At 63.7% G+C, this 23,004-nt stretch carries 19 protein-coding genes; 13 read left to right on the top strand and 6 right to left on the bottom strand.

All coding sequences use genetic code 11. The features are described 5' to 3' along the window. Nucleotides 1-50: 50 nt before the first annotated feature. The 3 genes from RTQ83_RS19060 to RTQ83_RS19050 all read right to left on the bottom strand — a co-directional run bounded on the left by RTQ83_RS19060 (nt 51) and on the right by RTQ83_RS19050 (nt 5,498). The gene (locus tag RTQ83_RS19060) at nt 51-293 is read right to left on the bottom strand and encodes a hypothetical protein (RefSeq protein WP_312517935.1); all 243 of its coding nucleotides are present in this window, start codon (nt 291-293) and stop codon (nt 51-53) included. Nucleotides 294-376: 83 nt separating this feature from the next. Next, nucleotides 377-2,836, bottom strand: coding sequence for an SEC-C metal-binding domain-containing protein (locus RTQ83_RS19055; protein WP_312517932.1), 2,460 nt, complete (start codon nt 2,834-2,836; stop codon nt 377-379). Nucleotides 2,837-3,158: 322 nt separating this feature from the next. Next, complete coding sequence (locus RTQ83_RS19050; protein ID WP_312517929.1) at nt 3,159-5,498, bottom strand: Z1 domain-containing protein; 2,340 nt, start codon at nt 5,496-5,498, stop codon at nt 3,159-3,161. A gap of 907 nt (nt 5,499-6,405) precedes the next feature. On the opposite strand from RTQ83_RS19050, the gene RTQ83_RS19045 reads away from it, so the two are divergent. From RTQ83_RS19045 to RTQ83_RS19030, 4 genes are read left to right on the top strand one after another with little or no spacing between them, the layout of a single operon-like run. Beyond that, the gene (locus RTQ83_RS19045) at nt 6,406-7,074 is read left to right on the top strand and encodes a hypothetical protein (protein WP_312517926.1); all 669 of its coding nucleotides are present in this window, start codon (nt 6,406-6,408) and stop codon (nt 7,072-7,074) included. Between the two features lie 43 nt (nt 7,075-7,117). After that, nucleotides 7,118-7,813 carry a hypothetical protein gene (locus tag RTQ83_RS19040; RefSeq protein ID WP_312517923.1) on the top strand — a complete coding sequence of 232 codons (696 nt, stop codon included), beginning with the start codon at nt 7,118-7,120 and terminating at the stop codon, nt 7,811-7,813. 32 nt (nt 7,814-7,845) lie between these two features. Next, nucleotides 7,846-8,892, top strand: coding sequence for a hypothetical protein (locus RTQ83_RS19035; RefSeq protein ID WP_312517920.1), 1,047 nt, complete (start codon nt 7,846-7,848; stop codon nt 8,890-8,892). Continuing rightward, complete coding sequence (locus RTQ83_RS19030) at nt 8,873-9,802, top strand: prenyltransferase/squalene oxidase repeat-containing protein (RefSeq protein ID WP_312517917.1); 930 nt, start codon at nt 8,873-8,875, stop codon at nt 9,800-9,802. Before RTQ83_RS19035 ends, RTQ83_RS19030 begins: the two co-directional genes overlap by 20 nt. A 74-nt stretch (nt 9,803-9,876) precedes the next feature. Here the strand turns inward: RTQ83_RS19030 and RTQ83_RS19025 are convergent, their stop codons facing one another. Beyond that, entirely contained in the window at nt 9,877-12,849 is a 2,973-nt protein-coding gene (locus RTQ83_RS19025; protein ID WP_312517914.1) for an ATP-binding protein, read from the bottom strand. Nucleotides 12,850-13,156: 307 nt separating this feature from the next. Between RTQ83_RS19025 and RTQ83_RS19020 the strand changes: the two genes are divergently transcribed. From RTQ83_RS19020 to RTQ83_RS18985, 8 genes are all read left to right on the top strand, one after another. Continuing rightward, a complete protein-coding gene (locus RTQ83_RS19020) occupies nt 13,157-14,296 on the top strand; it encodes a metallophosphoesterase (protein WP_312517912.1) in 1,140 nt (379 codons plus the stop codon). A gap of 65 nt (nt 14,297-14,361) precedes the next feature. Beyond that, the gene (locus RTQ83_RS19015; RefSeq protein ID WP_312517908.1) at nt 14,362-15,279 is read left to right on the top strand and encodes an ROK family protein; all 918 of its coding nucleotides are present in this window, start codon (nt 14,362-14,364) and stop codon (nt 15,277-15,279) included. Beyond that, nucleotides 15,272-16,003 (top strand): copper homeostasis protein CutC, encoded by a 732-nt coding sequence (locus RTQ83_RS19010; protein ID WP_312517905.1) that lies wholly within the window; start codon nt 15,272-15,274, stop codon nt 16,001-16,003. Before RTQ83_RS19015 ends, RTQ83_RS19010 begins: the two co-directional genes overlap by 8 nt. Nucleotides 16,004-16,114: 111 nt before the next feature. Further along, nucleotides 16,115-16,786, top strand: a complete 672-nt coding sequence (locus RTQ83_RS19005) for an amino acid ABC transporter permease (protein WP_312517902.1) — start codon at nt 16,115-16,117, stop codon at nt 16,784-16,786. Then, nucleotides 16,786-17,457 carry an ABC transporter permease subunit gene (locus RTQ83_RS19000; protein WP_312517899.1) on the top strand — a complete coding sequence of 224 codons (672 nt, stop codon included), beginning with the start codon at nt 16,786-16,788 and terminating at the stop codon, nt 17,455-17,457. Before RTQ83_RS19005 ends, RTQ83_RS19000 begins: the two co-directional genes overlap by 1 nt. Before the next feature lies 1 nt (nt 17,458). Continuing rightward, nucleotides 17,459-18,193: an amino acid ABC transporter ATP-binding protein gene (locus RTQ83_RS18995; RefSeq protein WP_312517897.1), complete on the top strand. Its 735-nt coding sequence runs from the start codon at nt 17,459-17,461 to the stop codon at nt 18,191-18,193. A 10-nt stretch (nt 18,194-18,203) separates the two neighbouring features. Then, nucleotides 18,204-19,130, top strand: coding sequence for an isoaspartyl peptidase/L-asparaginase (locus tag RTQ83_RS18990; RefSeq protein WP_312517894.1), 927 nt, complete (start codon nt 18,204-18,206; stop codon nt 19,128-19,130). Nucleotides 19,131-19,141: 11 nt separating this feature from the next. Beyond that, the gene (locus RTQ83_RS18985; protein WP_312517891.1) at nt 19,142-19,951 is read left to right on the top strand and encodes a transporter substrate-binding domain-containing protein; all 810 of its coding nucleotides are present in this window, start codon (nt 19,142-19,144) and stop codon (nt 19,949-19,951) included. Between the two features lie 15 nt (nt 19,952-19,966). Here RTQ83_RS18985 and RTQ83_RS18980 read toward each other — a convergent pair whose 3' ends face one another. Continuing rightward, nucleotides 19,967-20,965 carry a LacI family DNA-binding transcriptional regulator gene (locus tag RTQ83_RS18980; RefSeq protein ID WP_312517888.1) on the bottom strand — a complete coding sequence of 333 codons (999 nt, stop codon included), beginning with the start codon at nt 20,963-20,965 and terminating at the stop codon, nt 19,967-19,969. Nucleotides 20,966-21,149: 184 nt separating this feature from the next. On the opposite strand from RTQ83_RS18980, the gene RTQ83_RS18975 reads away from it, so the two are divergent. Then, the gene (locus RTQ83_RS18975) at nt 21,150-22,142 is read left to right on the top strand and encodes a site-specific integrase (protein ID WP_312517886.1); all 993 of its coding nucleotides are present in this window, start codon (nt 21,150-21,152) and stop codon (nt 22,140-22,142) included. A 93-nt stretch (nt 22,143-22,235) separates the two neighbouring features. Here RTQ83_RS18975 and RTQ83_RS18970 read toward each other — a convergent pair whose 3' ends face one another. Beyond that, entirely contained in the window at nt 22,236-22,907 is a 672-nt protein-coding gene (locus RTQ83_RS18970; protein WP_312517883.1) for a hypothetical protein, read from the bottom strand. Nucleotides 22,908-23,004: the final 97 nt, after the last annotated feature.

The raw sequence follows: 23,004 nt of genomic DNA, 5'->3' as shown, positions 1-23,004 counted from the left end.
TGTCTTAAGTAGAAAATTCTACTTCTGATCGCGCTCTTTTTGTGGGGGGATTACCCGTTGTCGAACGCCTCCAGCACGTCGTCCTTAGGCATCGAAGAGAAAGCGAGGATATGGGGATTCCCGCCAACTCGTGCGGTTATCACATCCGATTCGATGGCCTCTCTGACTTGGTCGCGGAACTCGCGAGAGCGTATGTCGAAGTCCTTCGCAAGCGCCCTGACCGGAAGTCCGTTGAAATCTCCAGAGTTGAAGTACTGGTCTTCGACTTTGGTGTAAATTCGTTCAAGTTTCATAATGGGGTGGTTAGAAGTTATATTTGGGTGCGCTTTCCATTGCCGCAGACGTGAGGCATGAACGACGTTGTGGTCTTTCTTGATTACGCGCCTCTTTCGATACAACACTTCTTGAACTTCTTCCCGCTTCCGCACGGGCACTGCTCGTTCCTTCCAACGCGTTTCCCGGTTGCCATACCTTTGTTGAGCCGTCTCTCACGCAGCGATTCGGCCATTTCGGCAAGCTTTGGACGCTCAAGGACAGAGATATCAGACTGTCTCACTAACCTCCAGTCTGCTGCATTGAGTCTCCCGTCCGCGTCGAACTTCAGCTCCAACAGGTACCTGTCGATTTCCCCGTGAAGCAGCATTATTGACTTCACGTGCTCCAGCATCTCCTGAGACAGTGGAGCACCCCAACGCTCGCTCCAAGGGGCTACAGTAAGTCGAACGTTCCCGTGCGTCGAAGATGGGCGCGGCCGTGAGTCAGACGCACGCTCGACCTCCCGCTGGATGTGGCTAACGATATCCGTGCGGCAGGACCCGTCGAGGTCAAGGATGTAGGCGGCGATCTCCGACCTTCCTGGTTTTCCTGATACTGCTAGGACGTCAAGGACCTCTGCCATCCGTGCCGGCATTTCCTGCCGCAGGGGCGAGATGGTTGATGGGTCACGTAACCGGGCGCTGTAGAACTCGTCGATCTTTTGCCGATATCCTAGCGCCTGGATGCGCGCTTTCGGTCCGCGTGCGGCCTCTTCGAGGTGCTTGACGTAGTGGTTGTGCTTCAGATAGAGGCCAAGGTGGTCGAGCTCGTCGTCCAGCTCTACCTTGGAGGAGGCAAAAGCTTCCTTGCGCTGCTCGATAAAATGCAGGAACTCCATTGGATTGGAGAAAATATCAGTATATACACGTAGGTCGCCGAGCGATATCGCCCATAGCGGTTCAGTGCCGAGCGCTATGCCAATTTCGGTGACCCGCTGGCTTTGGGCCGCGATCTCCGTGAATTGATCAAGCGTGACTGCGCACAGCGTAACTTGGCGGTAGTCGTCCTTGCGAATTCGAAGGACTTCTTTCCCTTGCTTGTCGAAAATGGGCACCTCTTCAGACCCGCGCAAGTACTTCAGGAATCTACCGCCCTGCTTTGCGGGGTCCGCTAGTAGTCCTTCAAGCGATCTCAAATGCGCGTTGAAATCCGTGGTCGGGTCCGTATACGTGAACGCGCCGGACTTGACTTCGATGACGAAGAGATGGTCGTCGTAAATGATAATCCCGTCGGTTTCGTACGTTCTCGTCTTACCGCCGTTTTCGGCAAGCGGGTAATAGATCTCCTGAAGCAGCGTGGCATGTGGGAGAATCTTGGCGAAATATTCAAAGGGAAGGCGCTCGGTGACGTCCTTTCTCGTTGCGATCCATGCCTGTTTTGTTGCCTCGTCTACTTGGTAGACGCGCTTTTCGAGCTGGCGGAAAAAGTGGTCGAACAGAACGGTCTGATCAAAGCAGTAGTACCTCCCTCCAACTTTCAGAAAAGGGCGCTTAAACGTGGGCCAGATTCGGAGCGGCCACCCCTTCAAGTTTCCTGGGCTTAGGAAATCGGTTTCCTGTCCGGGTGACCAGGCGAAGTCATTGAGCAGTTCGATGGGGAGATCGGTTATCTTTTGCAGATCGAAGAGATCAAGCCCGAGGAATTTACCGAGAGCGAGATCCCGCTTCTCGGCAAGGCCATGCTTGACTACGGCCCTGTCCAGTTGCTCCGCGAGCGTTCCCTCGCCGGCGATACCCGCCTGAACGTCAGCCTCTAGGGCACCAAGCGATTCTTTCCGAAAAACCTCCATCGCCTCGAACGCTTCGCCTAGTCCCATAGTGAGCGAGTGCCAGATCTTCGCGAGCTCGTCGCACAATTGCTCTCCGTTGAGGCCATACGCTTTCTTTATGTTGTCACTTTGGGGAACAAGGAGCTCACGCAGGGCCAGGATGTTATGAGCTTGGTACTCCGCACCGGAGACATTGCACCAGATGATCTGCGCGCGAAAGCGGAATTCCTCTGTCGCATCGTTAATCTCAGGGAGAGTGACCCTTCGGTGCGCGCTTTCGCTAATGAAGAACCAGGGATTAAGCTTTTCGAATATTTTTGATACGACCCTGCTCAGCCTTTGCCAAGTTTCTTCGTCCGCATCCTTCTGATTCTGCGAAGGAGGAGCCGCGGCGATGAGGCTTTGCACATAGTCAATCATTCGCTGCGTGTGCGTATGCTCAGTCTGAACTTCGACCTCGCTATTTATCTCCACGTAGGCCGCAGCGCGCTGCCACCATGCCCGGTGCAGCAACGAGAGGGGTTTTGTAGCAGAGATGAGGACCGTCGCCTCCTCAATAAGTGAATCGATCTCGCAAACGATCTTGGGATAAGCCTCTGCCAGGCGCTTGTGGTATTCCTTGAACTCGTCCGGATTCCAGTTCGACTGGCCCACGGTCAGGTTACCAAACCGTGCCATCGAAATGGGACCGTGTTCGAAAAAATCGTCTGGAGCTACCTTCCTCTTGTTCCTAGGGGCTTTCCGTTTCTTCATATCTTGCCCAACGGCTAGTTGCCGCCAGTCTGGCGGAAATTAATGATTCAATATTACGCCATACTGGCAAGATCTAAATATAAAGTGGGTTATTATTTAACTTGGTCCTGGCGGCCGCGCACATAGGCTTTGAGAGCTTACCCCCAGATGTGCGGCAGCATCAGAGTAACAGGTGCGGTTCCACCGGCCCCGTCTAAAAATTTCACTTCCGAGGCACAGAGGCAAAACTGTTAGATGGAGTACGCTGAATCGCCCGCTCTCGTAATAGCGTTTCTCAGAACCCTGATGATCTCGCCCGTCTTCGTTATACGGCGTTGCGCGTTCAAGGCGACGCAGGCAGATCAGACGCAAATATCGAGGTTACCGCGGATCGTGGTGTGACAATAACGGGCCACCAGAATGCAAGGTCCCGCCACCCTTTTGCCTGATCGCCGTTCTGCCGCAGCAGCATAAGCACGGGTATATCCTCTGCTTGTGCCTGGGCTTGATCGGACTGCTGCTTCGTGTCAGGTGAGTTGGAAAAACGGCCTTCGTCGCGGAATCTGGCTACATTGCGATCGGTAGCTGTTACCAACCATACACTCCCCCGCAAATTCGCATCCTTCGATGTCCTTGAGAGATGTTCCAGTGCCGCGATATGGGCTTTGCGATGGTCTTCGCTTGGGTCATCAAACTCCAAATTAGAATAAGCAAGCTCGAGGAGAGTCGTCGCGTCCTCAACACTAATGAGGAATGGCCCGCCATGCTCATGTGCAGAAAGAGCTGCGATGCGTTTGTCCAGCGCTGCTAGATTCTTTGCACCATTGGTCCGGGCAACGGTTTGAAACCCGACAGGGAGCATTCGTCGGCCGGGGCGAATGCTGAAAACGCTAGAGAACATTATCTTATTCGGTGAACAAGGGATAACCCGATTTGAAGCGTCTTTTTGAATGAAATAAACGCCTTTGTTATTTGAACCAGACTCAAAGGCCTCTCTAAGCGCAGCGTCGAACTGATGGATATTGCGCATGACCTGGTAAACAACCTGAGGCGCATAGAAGCGTGTCACAGCCAAGTCCCCCAAAGATCTGGCGCCGTACATGCGTGAATGCTGAAGGACCGTATCTTGTTGAAACTTCTTAGGATTCCGACCGTAGTAGAACGCGATCAAGTTATTAATCGTGATGCCGCGATCAAGAATCTGTCCACCAATGAAGATATTGAACGGAGTGCGCAAGCGTAGTTGGCCGTCGTCATCCAACAGCGCGTCGATATCACCTTCGGAGTTGACCTTCGTGATCATCAGCTGGCCTCCACTAAGGGCTGCCAGCACTTCGGTGCGCACTTCGTCTAGGCTAGGGAGCGCTGTGCCGCTAAGCTGCACAGAGCGTGCAAGATCTGTATAGGCGCTATCAAGTAATTCCTCAAATTTGGCAGTCCTTCCTTTTGCCTCTACAACCAAGGCATCGCGGATGGCGGCTACCACCGTCTCTTGCCACGCATGCGACTTTCTGGCCTGTTCTGTATGGAACAGAAAGCTGTACTTTTGGATTGGCGCTCCTTCGGCCTTTGCCTGAAGCCTCCGAATTACGCCTCCGACAATGAACGTCAAGATTGCCTCGCGCACTATGGCAGCGCGCTTTTCTGACAGTACATTTTCAATCTTCAGACGCCGTCGATCTTCTGCTTTTAGGGCTTCGCGCTCCTCAAGTGGCACCTCACGATAGAAATAAAATGCTGGCGAATCTGAATCTGTGCTTCGCTCGAAATAATAGTCACCGCCAACATACTGGGTGTGCGTCGGGAGGACAACGGTAAATTTGGGCCGGCGTGGGGTGAAGAGCGGTCCAGCGGGGGACATCACATCCTCTTCTGGCTGAAGATAGAGGGAATATGGCGTCGCAGTAACCTGCAGAAAATCCGAATCTGATACAAGGCTTCGCAACTGATCAATTTGCTTCGAGATCGTGCCGGCCCCAGCGACACCGTCCTTTTTCCGGAAACTGACCGAGGCAAGGTCTGCTTCGTCGTCAATAATTAAAACGCACTTAGATCGCAGCACCGGATAGTCGGTTTCGAACGCATTTAAGAGACGAGTCAAATTGTCGTCCTCTTTCTTCACAACCAAGATTAATTTCTGGCTCAACTCATACGGTGTCATGTTAGGCAGCGCCATAATATCGTGAACCTGAATCTCATCGGCAGCGATAAAGTCGCGAAAGTCTTGTCGTACGCGGGCCAAAGTCTGGCGAGCAAGCGACTTGGTTCCTTTTGTGAGCACTACAGCGACGTCATATCCGCGATCAAACCCTGCTGCGATAACTCCAAGAAACGCACGCGTTTTCCCACTTTGAATCTTCCCCAGTAAGACTCCCGGGCTCCGGACAGTGGTATTTTCGTCAGTTAGCTTCGCAATCGTCTCTTCAATCTTCTCGGTCAATTCCGTATCGTGCCCACATTTCAAGGCAAGGCGCTCGTAGAAGCTAGAAAGGTTCGACAAATCAGCGCCATTTCGTTTGGCCAGCCATGCTCTTACTTGACTATCAAGAAACACTGGACCAGCCCGAAGTTCAGCGATCGGCGCAGGGAAATCGGGGAAGCGCTTTCTCCAGTTTGCAACAGCGGGCGTCCCAACTTCAGCTAAAGTTGCGATTTCATAAAGACCGAGCAGCGTATCGTTCATAGTGTCCTCCAGCGCAAGTTCGCCCAATCATTCTCCTTCTTCACACTTCTGTCAAGCACTTCGCAAATTTTTATTCACGTTTTTGCGCATGAAAGCAGAGCTTGCCTGTGAACATAGTTCACATTTCTGAGCATGCTAGTACGCACGAGACCGATCGGAGTCGCCTTTACTCCTGACGAGCGCCGATGACAGGCAGCCAGAAGCGGTAGGCGCCAGGGTGAAGGCGTGGCGGAAGAATGGGGTCTGTGACGCGAGGTTCGGTACGACGCCCGCCACCTGAGACCGCCATTGGCTTGTGCCTGCTGTGACGTCGTCGTGCAGCCCACCGGCTGGCAGCAAAGCACTACGTACTGGCGCACGAACTGATAGCGAAAATTTTCGACGTCCGTCCCTTATGTGGTCGGGGTGCTATGTAGGCGTGCCAAAACATAGTACTTGGACCGGGTTCTGCTGGCTAGAAAATAGGCGCCGTCTGCACTGCGCTGCGTCTGGTTGAAGCCAGCAGCACGCGCGGGCCCTGTCTTAATCAGAAAACATTATTGGCTCGCATCGCTTTGGCGAGGTCTGGCAATCGATGAACGACGCGATGGTCTGGGTAGAGTGAAGCGATTTTTCTCTCCGCAACTCTGTTATTTCCTGCGCTCGCCTCAGAACGGCGAACATCAGCGGAGTAAGAAATTTGGTTCCACTGACCTCGATCTAACAGTTTTGCTTCCGAATCCCGGAAGTAAAACTGTTAGATGGAACGCGCCTCGCTGTTGCCTCTCCTATGAGCCCCACGCCTATGCATCCAACAACGTTACTTCCGAGAGCTCGAACCTATCGTGAAGCTCCAAGTCAAACCGACGAGCAAGCAATACCGGCACGTAGGTGCCAGGCCAGCCGCTCACCAACGCACAGGACGCTTATGGACATCATCCATGGTGACATCGAGCCGCACCGCAGATATCTCGCTAACGTGTCCGAGGAAATGCGTGCGCGCCGCCTCGATAAGTATCGGCTGAAGGCGGACACCATGCAGTTCGTGCCGTTCATCTGCATGTCCGACCTCATCAATCGCAAATCGGCCAAGTGGCGCAGGTTCATGCATCCGCTCGATCCGATCAGTCTCGACGATCTCAAGAACTGGTTCGGCGTTCCCAACGAGGCCGCCCGCCTGCTCAGACACAGGACTGTCGCGTTGAACGACGGCGCGCCCCTGTGGGGCGGGCTCACGCAAGTTCATGTTGGCAAGCTGCCTGCCCAGCCGGGATTCGACTTCAGCTGCCTCGCCTCCGAGCAGCGCGCCGCCGTGCTGCAGATGTCGAAGCGGCTTCTTTACGGTTATGTCGCGCCTGACGATGCCGAGCAGCCTGCGGTGGCAGGCGTGATCCGCTACATGCTCGAGCTGGCCCGCCAGCTCAAGCCGCTGGCACTGGTCTTGTCCGATCTCGTCGTCTGCCCGGACGATCACGTCATCTTCGAGAGCGTGCCGCTGGTCGTGGCCGACAACATCCTGATCTATGGCGAAGGTCGTATCTCGACCCGCGGCAACACGCGGATCGACGCCATGCAGATCCGCTACGTCGACGTCTAGCCCCCCTTCCCAACCACTCGCTGCAAGCACGAAAGGATTTGTCATGGCAAATTTCAACAGTCGCGGCGAGGACGGCTCGACCGGCGCTGACGGGGCTGCCCATTGCGACACCTGGGGTGATGATCCGCCATCGAATGGCGGACAAGGCGGTGCAGGCGGCCAGGGTGCCGCCGGCAATCCCGGCGTCCCCGGCAAGAACGGCGACCATGGCGGGCACGCGCCGGATTTGCTGATCCATGGCGAAGCGATTCTCGGCAAGTTCACCATCAATGGGCGTGGCGGCCATGGCGGACGCGGCGGCAACGGCGGTGTCGGTGGCCTCGGGCAAACCGGCCAGGATGGCGGCGACGGCGGTCCAGGCGGCGATGGTGGCGGCTGCGAAGATCACGGCGTACAGGGGCCGGGCAACCATGGCGGCAATGGCGGCAACGGCGGCACCGGTGGGAATGGCGGCGACGGCGGCAACGGTGGCAACGGGAGCCACATCATCCTGTTCTACGCGCCGACCGGCCCGTTTCCCGATTTCGATCTGGCGGAAGCCAACGCGCTGTCCGGCGGCAAGGGCGGCGCCAAGGGCCTGGGTGGAACCGGAGGCGGTGGTGGCGCGGGAGGCGGCGGTGGCCAGGGGCTCCCGGGCGGCAACGGCGGTACCCAGGGTGCGCTTGGCGGCAACGGCGTCGATGGCCAGCAGGGTACGGCCGGCGTGCCGGGCAACCTCCAGTACGTGCCCCTGCCCTGACCTGGCATGCCTGGCCCACAGGGGCGGCTGCCATGACGGCACCTCCCTTCGCCGAACTCGAGGGGTTCTTCAGCGATCAGCTCGGCGCGCCCGCCCATGCCGCGCGCGTGCTGCACCATGCCTTGACGCGGTCCATCGCTTGCTGCCCGCACGACCAGGCGATCCGCCGCCCCTCGATGTGCCATGACGGCACGCCTGTGGTGTACTCGGTCAAGCTGGGCGCCAGCGTGCGCGACGCTTACCGCCTGCTGGTCGAACCCGGCAGCCTGGGGCATGGCGTCGGCCGGCAGGTGGCGCGGTCGCTGTCGATCGCCGACCGCGTCCTGGAGCAACTCGGCTGGCAGGCCGCCGTACCGGTCATCAATACCGTTGCCGGCTGCGTGTTCGCCGGACAGGAGGCCGTGGTCGAGCGCTGGTGGGGCGGCGTCTGGCTGGGAGCGAGCATTCCATCGGATGGCGGCGACCGGCCCGAGCTGCGTCTTTACCTGAACCTGCGCAACGGTCCGGCCTGCGATCGCTGGCAGCGGCTCGCGGCGCTGTTTCGTCGTCTTGAATGCGGTGACGGATCGGGGCGTGCCTGCGCCTGGATCGACGCCATGATGCCGGCGGCCACCCCGGTGGGACTGGCGATGGTCGTGTCGGACGGCTGTGTTCGTGGCCTGCGGGTCTATACGGTGATTCACTTCGATGCACTCGGCCGGCTTGCGCTCGCCGCCCGGACACCCGATCGGCACCGGGCGCTGCTGCAGCGGTTCTGCACCGGCTTCGCGCAGCGTTTCGGGGCGATCGAGCGCATGACGGTCGGCACCGACTTTGCGCTGTCCGGACGGGGCCTGGAAGCGTCGGTTGCGCGCATCAAGGTCGACCTGTGCTGCCAGCTGATCGCGGCCGAGCGGCGATCCGGCGTACAGCACTGGGTGGAGGAGCAGCTGGCGGCGCTGCGCATCGACGCCCGGCCGCTGCGCCGTTTCGTGGATCGGCTGCGCGCCCATTGGCACCACGCCGATATCGAATTCGTCGGGCTGGCCGTCAAGGATGGCATGCCCGAAGTGACGGTCTATGCCAAGCCGGCCTTCTGACCTCGGCGCCGGGGCCCGCCACGCCGCCGCGCGCGGGTGCGCATTCCTGCTGTCGCGCCAGGACGCCGGCGGTAGCTGGCACGATTACGAGCTCGAACCGGGTTCGTCCGACGCATGGATCACCGCCTACGCCGGCCTGTCCTTGCTGCGCGACCGCGCCAGCAGCCGGCAAGCCGACCACGCCATCCGGCGCGCGGCCGCAGCAATCTGGCGGCTACGCCAGCCCGGCGGATGGGGCTATAACGCGCGCACCGCGGTGGACGCGGATTCCAGCGCATGGTGCATCCGCATGCTCGCCGCAAGCACAAGCCGCGGCGACCTGGACGCCGAGGGTGTGCTCGCGCCCTTCCTGACCGACTCCGGTGCAGCCCGCACGTTTATTTCAAGCGACCGTTTCGGCAGCTGGGCCGCGCAGCACGCCGAAGTCACGCCGGCGGTCGGCCTTGCGCTGCTGGCGGCTGCGGCCGGACGGCCGAGCATTGCGCGTGTCCGGCGCGCCGTGCTCGACGCGCATTCGGCCGATTGCGGCTGGCCGGCGTTCTGGTGGACGACGCCGGCGTATGCAATCGCCCGCAACCTCGCGTTTCTCGCGCAGCCTGGCGGCATATCGGCGCACATCGCCGATCAGGAAACCGGCCGCTTGTCACGGCAAGCCGCGCCGGGTTCGGCTTTCGAATGCGCCGAATCCCTTGCCATTGCACGGCATGTCCATTCCGGGCGCGCCACAGCGTTACTCGCGGCGCTGCTCGACATGCAGGAGCCGCAGGGAAGCTGGCCGCCGTCCCGGGTCTTGTGCGTGCCTGCCCAGCATGACCGTGCGCTGCGGACCGTGCACGACGACTGCCGCCGGATATTCGGCACGGCCACCGCCCTCAACGCCATCCGGCTCTGCCTCGACGCCGCTGCATGAAGCCATGGCCTGCCCGGCGCGCGGCTGTCGGCTGATCCGGCCCAGGCCAGCCGGCATGCCGGTACTTGTCGCCACTATGCGAACGAGGATGCCACTGCCGCCGGTACGCACACCGCGATGCTGGTTCCGGCTACAGAACTGTCGATCCGCAACTCACCGCCGGCCAGGCGGGCGCTCTCGCGCATCCCGGTCAGGCCCCAGTGTCCATGCCGTGCACCGCGCTCCAGCACCTCGTCCGGAACGCCGCACCCGTCGTCCGTGACAGTCAGGCGCACGTGCGTGTCGCCAAAATCGAGTTCAAGCCGCACGGTGCCGGCTTTGGCGTGGCGAAATGCATTCGACAGCGCCTCGCGGCCGATCGCGAACAGTTCGTCTTCGACCTCGGGCTTGAGCTGGCGTGGCTGCCCCAGGCAGCGCGCCTCGAAGCAGACGGCGCTGCCCGCGGCCAGAGCGCGGCCGGCGTCTGCAAGGCTTTCGGCCAGCGCCCCCCGGCAGACCGACGGCGCGCGCAGTTGCTGCACGCGCGCGCGTCCCTCGTCGATCACCCCTTCGGCCCGCGAGAGCACGTCTTCCATCTCGGCGCGCATACCGTCGCCAGGCGGCAGCCTGCCCATCAGGACGTGCAGGCGCAGCACCAGCGCCTGCACGCTTTGCAGGAACGTGTCGTGCAGCGTGCGGGCGATCCGTTCGCGCTCGTGGGTGCGCACGCGCATCTGCTGCGCCAGTCCGGCCGCCAGCCGCGCCAGACGCCAGCAGTGCAGCGCCCAGGCCGCGCCCAGCAGGGCCAGCAGACAGGCCAGCCTGAACCACCAGGTCTGGTTCCACGCCGGTTCGATCCGCAAGGCCGCCCTCGCCGGCTCCTTGCTCCACACGCCGTCCTCGTTGGCGGCGCTGACTTCGAAGGTGTAGGCGCCCGGCGCCAGGTTGGTGTAGACCGCCTGGCGCAGCCCGGTCGACTCGCGCCAGTCGCGCTCCTGGCCGCTCAGGCGATAGCGAAACCGCACCCGCTCGGGAATCGACAGCGCGGTGGCGGTAAACGCGATCTCGAGCCGGGTGGTGCGCGCCGGCAGGACCAGCGCGCCGCCGGGCGCGTAGCTGCCGCGGTCGGTGCGGATGGCGCTCACCAGCACCGTCGGGGGACGGGGATTGCGCGCGATCCGGTCGGGATCGATGTAGCCCACGCTGCTGGTGGTGGCGTACCACAGGCGGCCGTCGCCGGCCCGCACCAGCGATGGTAACGGCTGCATCTGGGCCGGCATGCCGCGGTGCCCGTCCAGGTGGTCGAAACGCTCGGCGATGACGCTTGGCCGGCGCATGGCCAGCGCCGGGGCCAGCTCGGCGGCGTCGATCCTCACCAGGCCGCCCGTGTCGTGCAGCCACAGCTCGCCATTGTCACGCTCGACGATGCCGGAGACCCCGCGCAAGCCGCGTCCGCCGCGCTCGTCGAGTGCCGTGAAGCGCGCGCCGTCGAACCATGCCAGACCCAGGTCGCCACCGATCCAGACCCGGTCGCGGCCGGGCACGATGGCCAGCGTGTTGCCCACCGCCAGACCTTGCTGCGGGCCGTAGTGGCGCACCACGCCGCGTTCCAGCACGGCGATCTTGTTGCCGGTGTAGCCGATCCAGATCCGGCCCCGGGTGTCGGCGGCGAGCGACACCGCGGTCGGGCCGGCCAGTTCGGCATGGCCGCCGCCGGCGCGCCATTGCCCGTCGCGGAAGGTGTGCACACCGCGCGCGATCACCGATACCCACAGCGTACCGTCGGCATCGACTGCCATCGCCTGCACGTTTTGCCCGGCCAGCCCGGGCGGCAGCGGCCAGTGCCGGGTTGCGCCGTCCCGTACCCGCCACAGGCTGGTGCTGTTGCCGAACCAGAGCGAGCCGTCGGGCGCCCGGTAACTGCTGCTGACGCTGGTGATGCTGCTGGTACGCCGCACACCATCCGGCTCGAGGACGAAGCTGGCGAAGGCGCGCCCTTTCTGCCGGTCGGTATTGCCGATCCAGACCGCGCCGCCGTCGCCCGGGGCCAGGCTCAGCGCAGGGCCAAAGCCGGGTGGCAACGTGATCGTCGACAGGCGTGCCTGGCGCATGCGGTCGACGCCATTTTCGGTGACGAACCAGACATTGCCTTCGCGGTCGGTGAAGGTGGCATGCAGGATCAGGCCGCTCAAGCCGCCCGCGGTGGTGAACTCGCGCATCACCTTCGCGTCGCCGTCGAGCAGCTGCAGCGCGGTGCCGGTGGCGACCCACAGGCCGCCGCTGCGGTCGGTGTAGTAGCCGTTCATCGGTGCACCGCCGTTACGTAGCCGGAATGGCCGCAGTTGACCGCGCACGGGGTCGAACATCGCTATGTCACGCCCGCCTTTCCCGATCAGCACCCTGCCGTCGGGCTGGACTTGTCCGCCACGCCAGCCCTGCCCGTCAAGCACCTTGCGGAAGCGATGGACACCTGCTTCGCCGCCGGCCACGCTGCGATAGATGCCGTCGGCGAAGTAGACCAGCATGCTGCCGTCGGAGAGCTTGTTGAGGGCGGTCGGCCTGCCTTCCGGCAGTCCGGCCGCGGGTCCGGCAGGCTGCCAGCGTTCGCCGTCCAGGTAGTACATCCCGGTGCCGCTGCGCGCCCACAGCGTGCCGTCAGGCGTGTGCTCGAATTCGAATACGGTCGTCGGCGGCGAATCGGCGCCCAGATAGTGGCGTGCGCCATTGCGCTCGAAGCGGCTGATGTCGCCGAACTGATAGCTGACCCAGAGCGCGCCGCCGTGGGCCGCGACCGCCATCGTCACCGGCGAGCGCAACTTGTGACCGGATACGCTGTCGTGGCGGTCGAAGCGGTCGCCGTCGAAGCTGTACAGGCCGTCGCTGGCGGCGAACCAGAGCAGGCCATTATCGTCCTGGGCGATCGAATAAGCGGCGGACGGGGCGCCATCCTCGCGTGTCCACGCGCTGTGGTGCACGTCGGGTCGCCAGCCAGGCTGGCTGGACGCCGCGGCCCGTGTGCACAGGATCAGTCCCAATACCAGTAACACGACCAGTCCAGGTGCAGGCATGGCGAGACAGCAGCAACGCGCAAGGCGAGTGCGAAACAGGGGCATTTCGGGTTTCCGTCAATTCAGGTTTTTATTCGTTAACCTGATTCTTGACGAAAACATATACCTCTGCAAGGCTTCGAGGCGGTCTCCATGTTTTCCACACGAAAATATGCAGCGTCTGAATTTACGCTATGCTCGTCGGTTCGACAGTTTGGACACAAGGCACGATGCGTATTCTCTTCATCCCATCCGCGGGCGCCGCTACTGGCCTGCGACGCAACTCCGCACATGCAGGCGGCAACCATCACCGAATGGAGCGCGCCTGATGTTTCACCTGATGTTCAGTCTGCCTTGCCTGGTCGTGCTGGTACGCTGGCTATGGCCCTTGCCCTTGTCCAGGCGTGCGAAGATCGCTGCCGCCGTCGTGCTGGTGCTGGCCTCGCAATATCACCTGTGGTCGCGCCTTTCCTCGGGCAGCGTGTTTTCGCCGGAATTCCCCAAAGCCCTGGTCATCCTGTTCAACTGGGCGTTTGGCGCCATATTGCTGCTGGCCGTGTTCCAGCTGCTGCTCGATCTCGGCACCGCGATCGTTGCCCTGGCGCGGCGCAGGCGGGTGCGGATCGCGACGCGCTTGCGGGTTGCGGTCGGTATCGCCGCCATGGTCCTCGCCGCGCTCGGCGTAATGCAGGCGATCAAGTCGCCGCCGCTGAAGGACGTGCAAATCGAAGTGCATAACCTGCCGCACGACTTCGACGGCTACCGCGTCGTGCACCTGACCGACCTGCACGTCAGCCGCCTGTTCGACGCACCCTGGACGCGCAAGGTCGTCGACGATGCCAATGCGCTCGGTGCCGATCTGATCGTCATCACCGGTGACCTCATCGATGGCGCCGTCGCGCAGCGCGAAGCCGACGTGGCCGCACTACGCGACTTGCGCGCCGCGGACGGCGTCTGGGTCATTCCGGGCAATCACGAGTACTTTTTCGGCCACAGCGAATGGATGGCGTATTTTGCAGGCCTCAACATGACGCCGCTGGACAACAGCCATGCGATCATCAGGCGCGGCGCCGGGCAACTGGTGCTGGCCGGCGTGAACGACGTCAGCGCCGCGCAAAGCGGCGCTCCCGGCCCCGACCTCGACGCGGCGCTACGCGGCGCGCCGGCCGGCGTGCCGGTCGTCCTGCTCGATCACCAGCCGCGCAATGCGCGCTTTTCGGCCAGCCGTGGCGTTGCCCTGCAACTGTCCGGCCATACGCATGGCGGCATGATCGTCGGGCTCGATCGCGTGGTGGCGCGGGCAAACAATGGCTTTGTGTCGGGCCGCTACGAGGTCGACGGCATGACGCTCTACCTGAACAACGGCACGGCGCTGTGGCCGGGCTTCGCACTCCGTCTTGGTGTACCCGCCGAGCTGACCCGCATCACGCTTCGGCGCCCGCCTGCGTCGATGTTGCGCCCGTCATGACGAAACACGCCGGGCTTTCTGCTCCCGGCTAGCCATCGGGGCAAGGTTGGCTTTATGATCGCGCCATGATTACCTGTTTCGATATTGGCGGCAGCGCCATCAAGTGCGCCGTGGCGACGGCCGATGGCCAGGTCGGCCCCCTGCAGCGCGTGCCGACGCCCATCGGCGACTTCGCCGCCTTCGTTGCCGCCATAGCGGCGCTGATCGACGCCGGCGGCGCGTCGCGCGGCGTGGCGATCTCGATCGCCGGCGTGGTCGACCCGGAAAACGGCCGCATCAAGTGCGCCAATATTCCCTGCATCGATGGCCGTCTCCTGGCCGATGACCTGTCCGCCGCCCTTGGCCTGCCGGTCTGGATCATCAACGACGCCGACAGCTTCGCGCTGGCAGAGGCCCAGGCTGGCGCCGGACGTGGCCACGCCAACGTGTTCGGCCTGATTCTGGGTACCGGCGTCGGCGGCGGGCTGGTGATCGGCGGCCACCTGGTCAGCGGCCCCGGTGGCTTCGCAGGCGAATGGGGCCACGGTCCGGCCGCCGCGCAATTTGCCGGTTCGCCCCCGGTCGCGATCCCGCGCCTGCCATGCGGCTGCGGCCAGAGCGGCTGCCTGGACACGGTCGGCGGCGCGCGCGGCATGGAGCGGCTGCACCTGGCATTGCACGGACAGACGCTGGACAGCCGCGCGATCGTCGACGCCTGGCAGGCCGGCGATGCCGCAGCCGAACAGACCATCTCGTGCTTCATCGATCTGCTGAGCGGGCCGCTGGCGATGCTGGTCAATACAGTCGGCGCCTCGATCCTGCCGGTCGGCGGCGGTTTGTCGAACAGCGCGCCGCTGATCGCGCGGCTTGATGCGGCAGTGCGCGCGTCGATCCTGCGCAAGACCGAGGCACCGATCATCGTACCGGGCCAGTCCGGCGCGGAGCCGGGGTTGATCGGCGCCGCCTGGCTGGGTCTGGAGAAAATCGGAAGCGCACATGCTTGATGCGATCACGCTGGAAGTCTGTGTCGATAGCGCCCAGGGCCTGGCCGCGGCGATCGACGGCGGCGCCGACCGCATCGAGCTGTGCAGCGCGCTGGAGATCGGCGGCCTGACGCCCTCCTTCGGTCTGCTGCGCACGGCTGCGTCGAGCCGGGTGCCAGTGGTGGCCATGATCCGTCCACGCGGTGGCGACTTCTGTTTCGACGAAGCGCAGACGCAGCTGATGCTGCATGAGATCGACGCCGTTGCCGGCGCCGGACTGCAAGGCGTGGTGCTCGGCGCCTCGCTGCCCGACGGCCGTCTCGATGTCCAGACCCTGGAGCTGCTGGTACGCCGGGCGTCCGACCAAGATCTGCGCTGCACGCTGCACCGGGCCATCGATCTGTGCCCGGACCTGGCGCAAGCGACGAGGCTCGCCATCGACCTGGGTTTCGAGCGGATCCTGACATCCGGCGGCGCGCGGAGCGCACCGGAAGGACTGGCCGGCCTGGCGCGATGCTTCGATGCCGCCGCCGGCCGCATCACGATCATGCCCGGCGCCGGCATCAATGCCGGCAACGTCAACCTGTTGCGCGCGCGGCTGCCGCTGACCGACGTGCACGCGTCCTGTTCGGAGCCGCTGCCGGCACCTTTGCCCCAGGTCGCTGCATTCGGCTTCGATGCGGGCGGGCGGCGCCGGACCGACTGCCGCAAGGTCGCGGCACTGAAGGCTGCACTGCAGTCCTGACGCCCGGCCTGGCTCGGCAATTCCCTTGAATTTTTCACCGCTTTATGGGAGACTCGACCGGCTCAAAGTGAAACCGGTTTCACTTTGTCTTCGACCGCCTGGAGTACCTGCTTGCCGTTCGACCTGACTTCCATCACGCCCTACCTCGGCGACCTCGCCGCCGGCGCCCGGCTGACCGCCCTGGCGTGCCTGTTGGCGCTGGCCGGCGGCCTGGCGCTCGGTATCGTCGTGGCGCTGATGCGCACCTCGGCCGTGCCATTGGCGCGGCGGGTGGCGAATGTCTACGTCGACGTGTTCCGCAACGTGCCGTTCATCGTCCAGCTGTTCTTCCTGTTTTATGGCCTGCCCGCGGTCGGCCCGGAACTGAGTCCCTTCAACACCGGCGTGCTGGCCCTGGCGCTGGCCGGCGGCGCCTTCACCTCTGACGTGATCCGCTCGGGCATCCTGGCGCTGGAACCGGGCGTGCTCGAAGCAGCTCAGGTCAGCGGCCTGTCGCGCCTGACCATCTACCGCCGCATCGTGCTCCCCATCGCGCTGCGCACCTCGATCCGCCCGCTGGGATCGGTGTTCGTCAATCTGATCCTCACCTCCTCGATCCTGTCGGCGATCACGATCAACGAACTCACCGGCGTGGCCAAGATCGTGGCTTCCGATACCTTCCAGCCGTTCGAGGTATATGCCCTGCTGCTGCTGGCGTATTTCGCACTGACCTCGCTGGTGTCGCTGGCGGCGAGCGCGCTGCACCGGCGCCTGAACCGGCACATGCAGGGAGACCCGGCCTGATGCGCTACGCCGAATTCACCTATTACGACCTGCTCGTGCTGCTGCAGGGCCTCGGCGTCTCGGTGGCGCTGTTCCTCGCGACCACCGTCATCGGCTTAGGGGTCGGCCTGGCCTGGGCCATGCTGCGCTACTACCGCACGCCGGTGCTGGCGCCGCTCGCCGCCGCAGTGGCCGAGCTGCTCAAGAATTCTCCGGTACTGGTGCAGCTGTTCCTGGTGTTCTTCGGCCTGCCGGTGCTGCTCGGGGCCGACCTGACGCCGGTCGAGGCGGCCCTGATCACGCTGTCCGGCAATACCGCGGCCTTCGTCTACGTGATCGCGGCGTCGAGTATCGAATCGGTTGGACGCGACCAGATCGAGACGGCGCGCGTGTTCGGCCTGTCCCGCTGGCAGACGCTGCGCCGCGTGGTGGCGCCACAGGCGGCGGCCTTCGGATTCGGGCCGCTCACCGGTCTCTTGATCAACCAGCTGCAGGTGACGTCGCTGATCTCGGTGATCGGCGTGATCGACCTGACCAAGGTAGGCGCGATCCTGAACGTGCGCACGCTCCAGCCCTTCATCGTCTGGACCGTGATCGGCGTGCTGTATTACCTGATGGCCCGGCTGATCGCGCGGGTCTGCGCCCGCTTCGAGACGCGGCTGCGCGCGCATAGTCAATGGAAAGGGTTGTAGGATGATCGAGATCGACGGCGTCGCCAAGCGCTTCGGCAGCAACACGGTCCTGGACGGCATCGACCTGCGCATCGCGCCGGGCGAAGTGGTGTCCATCCTGGGGGCCAGCGGCTCGGGCAAATCGACGCTGATCCGCTGCATCAACGGACTGGAACGTCTCGATGCCGGATCGATCGCGGTCGACGGCCAGCGCATCGACGAACCAAAAGGACTGCAGGCGGCGCGCCGCTCGTGCGCCACCGTGTTCCAGCTGTTTAACCTGTACCCGCACATGACGGCGCTGCAGAACGTCACGCTGGCGCCGATCGAAGTCTTGAACGTGCCGCGCCGCCAGGCCGAGGAAGAGGCGCGTGCCCTGCTGGCTTCCGTCGGCCTCGGCGCACGTGCGGATGCCTATCCGGCCCAGCTCTCGGGCGAGCAGCGGCAACGCGTCGGCATCTGCCGCGCGCTGGCGATGAAACCGCGCTACCTGCTGCTGGACGAAGTCACCAGCGCGCTCGATCCGGAAATGACGGCCGAGGTGCTCGATATCCTGGCCAAGCTGGCGACGGGTGGCACCACGATGCTGTTCGTCACCCACGAGATCGAATTCGCGCGCCAGATCTCGAGCCGCATCGTGTTCCTGGAACAGGGCCGGCTGCTGGCCGACCTGCCGACGGCGCAGTTCTTCGCGCTTGAAGGCGGCCTGGCGCAGCCGCGCATCGCCCAATTCCTCTCCAAAATGTCGAAGTCATGAAAGACCCGTTATGAAAATGCTGCTTGCGAACGCCGAAGCCTGGCCCGGCTTTGAAACCACCGTCGACCTCCTGAAACAGGGCCAGGCCGGCGTCGACGCCATGGTGGCCGGCATTGCCAAAGTCGAACGCGAGGCCAAGGTGCGCAGCGTCGGTTACGGCGGCTGGCCGAACATGCTGGGCGAGATGGAGTTCGACGCCGGTGTCATGGACGGCACCACGCGCGACGTCGGCGCGGTCGGCGCGGTGCCGGGCACCCTGCCCGTATCGCGGCTGGCGCTGGAAGTCATGCGGAACCTGCCGCACGTGATGCTGACCGGCGCCGGTGCGCGCCGCTTCGCCACCGAGCGCGGATTCGCGCACGACGAGGTGCTGCATCCGGACAGCAAGCGGGTTTGGTGGGAGCGGCTGCAGAAGGAGATGTCGCCCGAGCAGCTGGCTGCCTTCCCGGATATCGCGCTGGCGCCGCTGAGCAATACCATCACCGACCCGGAGCGGGTGCGCGACACCACCGTGTTCCTGGGGCGCGACGCGAGCAACGGCATCGGCGCGGTGACCTCGACCTCGGGCTGGGCCTGGAAGTACCCGGGCCGGCTTGGCGACTCGCCGATTCCCGGCGCCGGCTTCTACGCGGACAGCCGCTACGGCGCCGCAGCCTGCACCCATACCGGCGAGATGACGATGCGCTGCGGGACCTCGCGCAGCATCGTGCTGGCACTGCGCCTGGGCCATTCGCTCGAGGATGCGGTCAAGCTGGCAGTGGAAGAACTGTCGGAGCTGAGCACCGGCTTCCTGGCCGGCGTGGTGATCCATGCGATGGACGCCAAGGGCAACCACCAGGTGGTCAACTATCGCTGCGACGAAGAGATCCGCTACTGGTATTGGGACGAGCGCATGGCGGCGCCCGAAAAGCGGGTCGCCACCAACGTCAAGGTGTGAGAGGAACGCACATGCTTCGCCTGCGATCGAGACTCGCCTGCTGCACCGCCGCCGCCGTAACGCTGCTGATGACGGCGGCCATGCCGGCCCAGGCCGGACGCATCGAGGACATCAAGACGCGCGGCTATGTGCGCATCGGCGTCTCGCTGGGCGGAGAGCCGATCGGTTTTCGCGACGATCGCAACCAGCCGGTCGGCTACGACGTCGACGTGGCACGCCAGCTGGCGGCGCGGCTCGGGGTGCCGGTGCGCTTTTCGGACGTCTCGGGCGATGCGCGCATCTCGATGCTGCGCGCGAACCAGCTCGACCTGGTGGTGGCCAACGTCTCGATCACGCCGCAACGCGCGCGCATCGTCGACTTCTCCATCCCGTACAACGCGGCCGGCCTGCGCGTGCTCTCGCAAAAGAAGGCCCGCATCAGGACGCTGGCGGACCTGAACGGCAAGCGCGTCGTGGTCGGGCGCGGCACCACGGCCAGCGCCTTCCTCAAGAAAGCCGCGCCGCAGGCGCAATTCATCTATGCCGACAGCTTCTCGCCGGACGGCGTCCTGCTGCTGCTGCAACGGCGCGCCGATGCCGGCATCGAAGATTCTTCGCTGCTCGACTACATGGCCAGCAAGTACGACCAGTTCGAGACCCTGCCCGAGATGTACGGCAACACGCCGATCGGCATCGCGATGGCCAAGGGCGATCCGGCGCTGCTCGCCTTCGTGAACGGCTTCGTCGCGGATTACATCCGGTCGGGCGCCTACGCGGCGAACTACCGCAAATGGTGGGGCTCCAAGACCGCCCCGCCGGCGCTGACGCCAAGCTGCCAGTGATGCCCGGCGACCCGCTTAACCCGTAAGCCGGGGCACGAAGCGCGTCGCGACCAGCACCTGGCCGCTGCTGTGCGCCAGGTCCGCCGGCTCTTTCAGCAGGCGCACGATCTGCGCCACGTAGTCGCGCCGGTCCGCGCCGATCGACGAGATCGGATAGGCGTCGAACTGGGTCAGCGAAATGTTATCGAAGCCGTACAGCCGGAAGCGCTGCGGCCGGTGCTGTGGGAAATGGGCGCGGTGCGCATCCAGCACGCCCATCGCCATCGCATCCGAAGTACAGAACACCGCGCCGGTGGCCTCCACGTCGATACGCTCGGCCAGCGCGCGCCCGCTGGCATACGAATAGTCGCCCGCCAGTTCGCCCAGCAAGGTGATGCCGTGCCGGGTCAAGGCCGCGCGGTAGGAAGCGATGCGCGCCTGCTCCACCAGCGAGTTGGGCCGCCCGGTCACCAGCAGCGCGCTGCGCACGCCCTTGCCCGCCGCATCGGCCACGGCTTCGCCGATGCCGTGGTCCTCGTCCATCGTCACCGATGCCGCGCCCGGCGCGTGGTGGCCGTTCAGCATCAGCACGGCGTTGTTGCGGAACATGCGGCGCACCGTGGCGGCATCGGCGAAATCGGAAAACACCAGCGCGGCATCGACGTGGTAGGCGACGCCGTCGCGCAGGAAGGTTTCTGCGTCCTGGCCGGCGCCGACACGGATAAAGATCACCTGCTTGCCGATCGCCTGGATCTCGGCCAGCAGCAGGTCGAACAGGTCGAGGTCGGACAGGTCGTGAATGTGGTTGACCAGGATCGCGACCAGGTTGACGGTCTTGCTGGCCAGCCCGCGTGCCAGCGAATTGGGCCGGAAGCCCAGCGTTTCGGCGGCGCGCAGCACGCGCTCGCGCTTGTCGGCCGACACGGGCCGCGGCTCCGTGGACAAGGCCCGCGATGCGATCGCGCGTGAGACGCCTGCCAGGGTGGCGACGTCGGACAAGGTCGGAGCCAGGGCTGGTTTCAGGGCGTCATTCATGGTGGCGATTATACCTGTGCGGCAGTCGGCGCCGGCTGGTGCCCCCTCTTCTTGTTGGCTGGTTGGTGGTTTGTTGGTGTGTTCGTAGTCCGTGACGTTTGAATGATCGTGTTGGTGGTAATTTTATGTTGGTTAGTTACGTTTATGTGATAAGGTAGAAGTTCTTTATTCGATCAGATTCGACATGCACACTCTGGCTTCATGGGATGCCGACCCGGTCGGCGCATTCAAGGAATTCGTCTCCACCACCGCGTTCGCCAAGACCGGGCGCCGCCTGCGCGCCGATGGCACACTGCGCGAGCTGTCCGCAGAATCGGCGAAGATCTATGTCTTCATGTTCAATAACTTGGCCAGCTGGATCCAGGAACAGCGGCTCACCTTCTCCACCGTCACCCAGGCCGACCTGGTGCGCTTCATCAACCGCACCGAGAAAGGCAAGCGCGTCCTCAACAGCAAGATCGCCTACCGCTACCTGCGCCTGATCGAGCGCTGCTACGAGCACCTCGACGTCTCCCCCAACCCGGCGCAGCTGGCGATCCTGAGCATCGACCGCGCCCACATGACCAGGGATGACGCCGGCCGTACCCTGTCCGACGAACAGCTGGAACGCTTTTTCGCGGCCCTGCCTGCCGAGGCGCCACGGCGCCGCCGCAATACCCCGTTCGACGGCTGGAAACGGCGCCGCGACCGCGCCATGCAAGTGGTGATCGCGCTGGCGGGATTGCGCGTGTCGGAGGCGATCGGCCTTTTGGCTTCGGAAGTCGGGCGCCAGGCCGCGATCGACGGCTCGATCGTTCTCGCCATCACCCCGGACGAGAAGCACGACACCAGCCACGAGCACGAGGTCACCCTGCCGCGCGAAGGCGCCGAGGAACTGCGCGCCTGGCTGCAGGAACGTGAAGCGATGGCGATCCCGGGAGAATTCGTCTTCCCGGCCAACCTCACCGGTGCCAGAATGACCCGGAAAACCGTGTACATGCAGATGCGCGCCACGTTCGAGCGCGCCGGCATGGACCTGTCGCGCTCGGGCGGACGCACGCTGCGCAACACTTTCGCCAAGCGCCAGCTCGACAATGGCGCCAGCGCGGACGAGCTCAAGGACGTATTGGGACTGGCGCTGGAGCGCTCGGCTGCCGATTACAACTTCACTCAGGTGAAGCCCGATCCGGAGAGTTGAATGCGCGCGCCGTGTCGCGGCCCACGCATGCGCGGCGTGCAGCTAAATCGAAACTCGTGCAGTTTCAGATTAATGCGGTAGCGCAGTGCGTTATCAGATACTGGAAACCGACGACGCTTCGACCGCCGTACGGGCCGGCGCCACCCGCAGAACCGAGTCCTGGATCATGACGAGAGAAATATAGGCTAGCAGTTCCGCCAATTCTTCGAACACGCCCGAGCGTCCCGCGCCAAGGTCGAGCGAACAACCCATATGCCCTTCGGCGCAGGTCGACCCGAGCGCACCGCCCAGCGCCACCGCAAAGCACAGCCACGGCGTGCGGCGCGCGAACGCGGCGCAGACGATGCGGTCGACCCGGTGGCGCCAGGCGTAGAACAGCAGCGCCAGCACCAGCAACACCACGCTCGGCTTCACGAAAGGCTGCAGCCACAGCATCCCGGTCGCGGCCAGATTGTGGCTGGATTCCATGCCCGGCGCCGGCAGCAGCACCCTGCCCCAGCTCAGCTCGCGGCCGGCCAGGATCAGCCAGATCGGGGCGGCCCACAGCGCCAGCAGCGCGGTCTTGCCCGGACGGGTGCGCTGGAAGGCGAGCATCGCGGCAACGAAACCGGCGCCGAGCACCATTACCTGCGCGTTTTCCAGGATGCCATTTTCGCGTCCCCAGCCAGCATCGAGAAAGGCGCTGAGCGGATAGGCGGCCAGCAGCGCCACCAGCAACAGCCATTCGCTCGGCCTGGCCAGGATCGATGACGTCATTCGCTGCATGGTGGCTCCGGGTAGATCGGTGACCGACGTCGCCAGGCTCGGCGGTTTGTCGGGAATCCGAAGATTGTACGCAGCGCGACGCCGCGCACGATTGGTA

Source organism: Massilia sp. (assembly GCF_031995545.1).
In the GTDB taxonomy this organism is placed as follows: Bacteria; Pseudomonadota; Gammaproteobacteria; order Burkholderiales; family Burkholderiaceae_D; genus Telluria.
The sequence above is the reverse complement of the archived record's forward strand: the minus strand, read 5'-3'. Positions and strand labels throughout refer to the sequence as shown.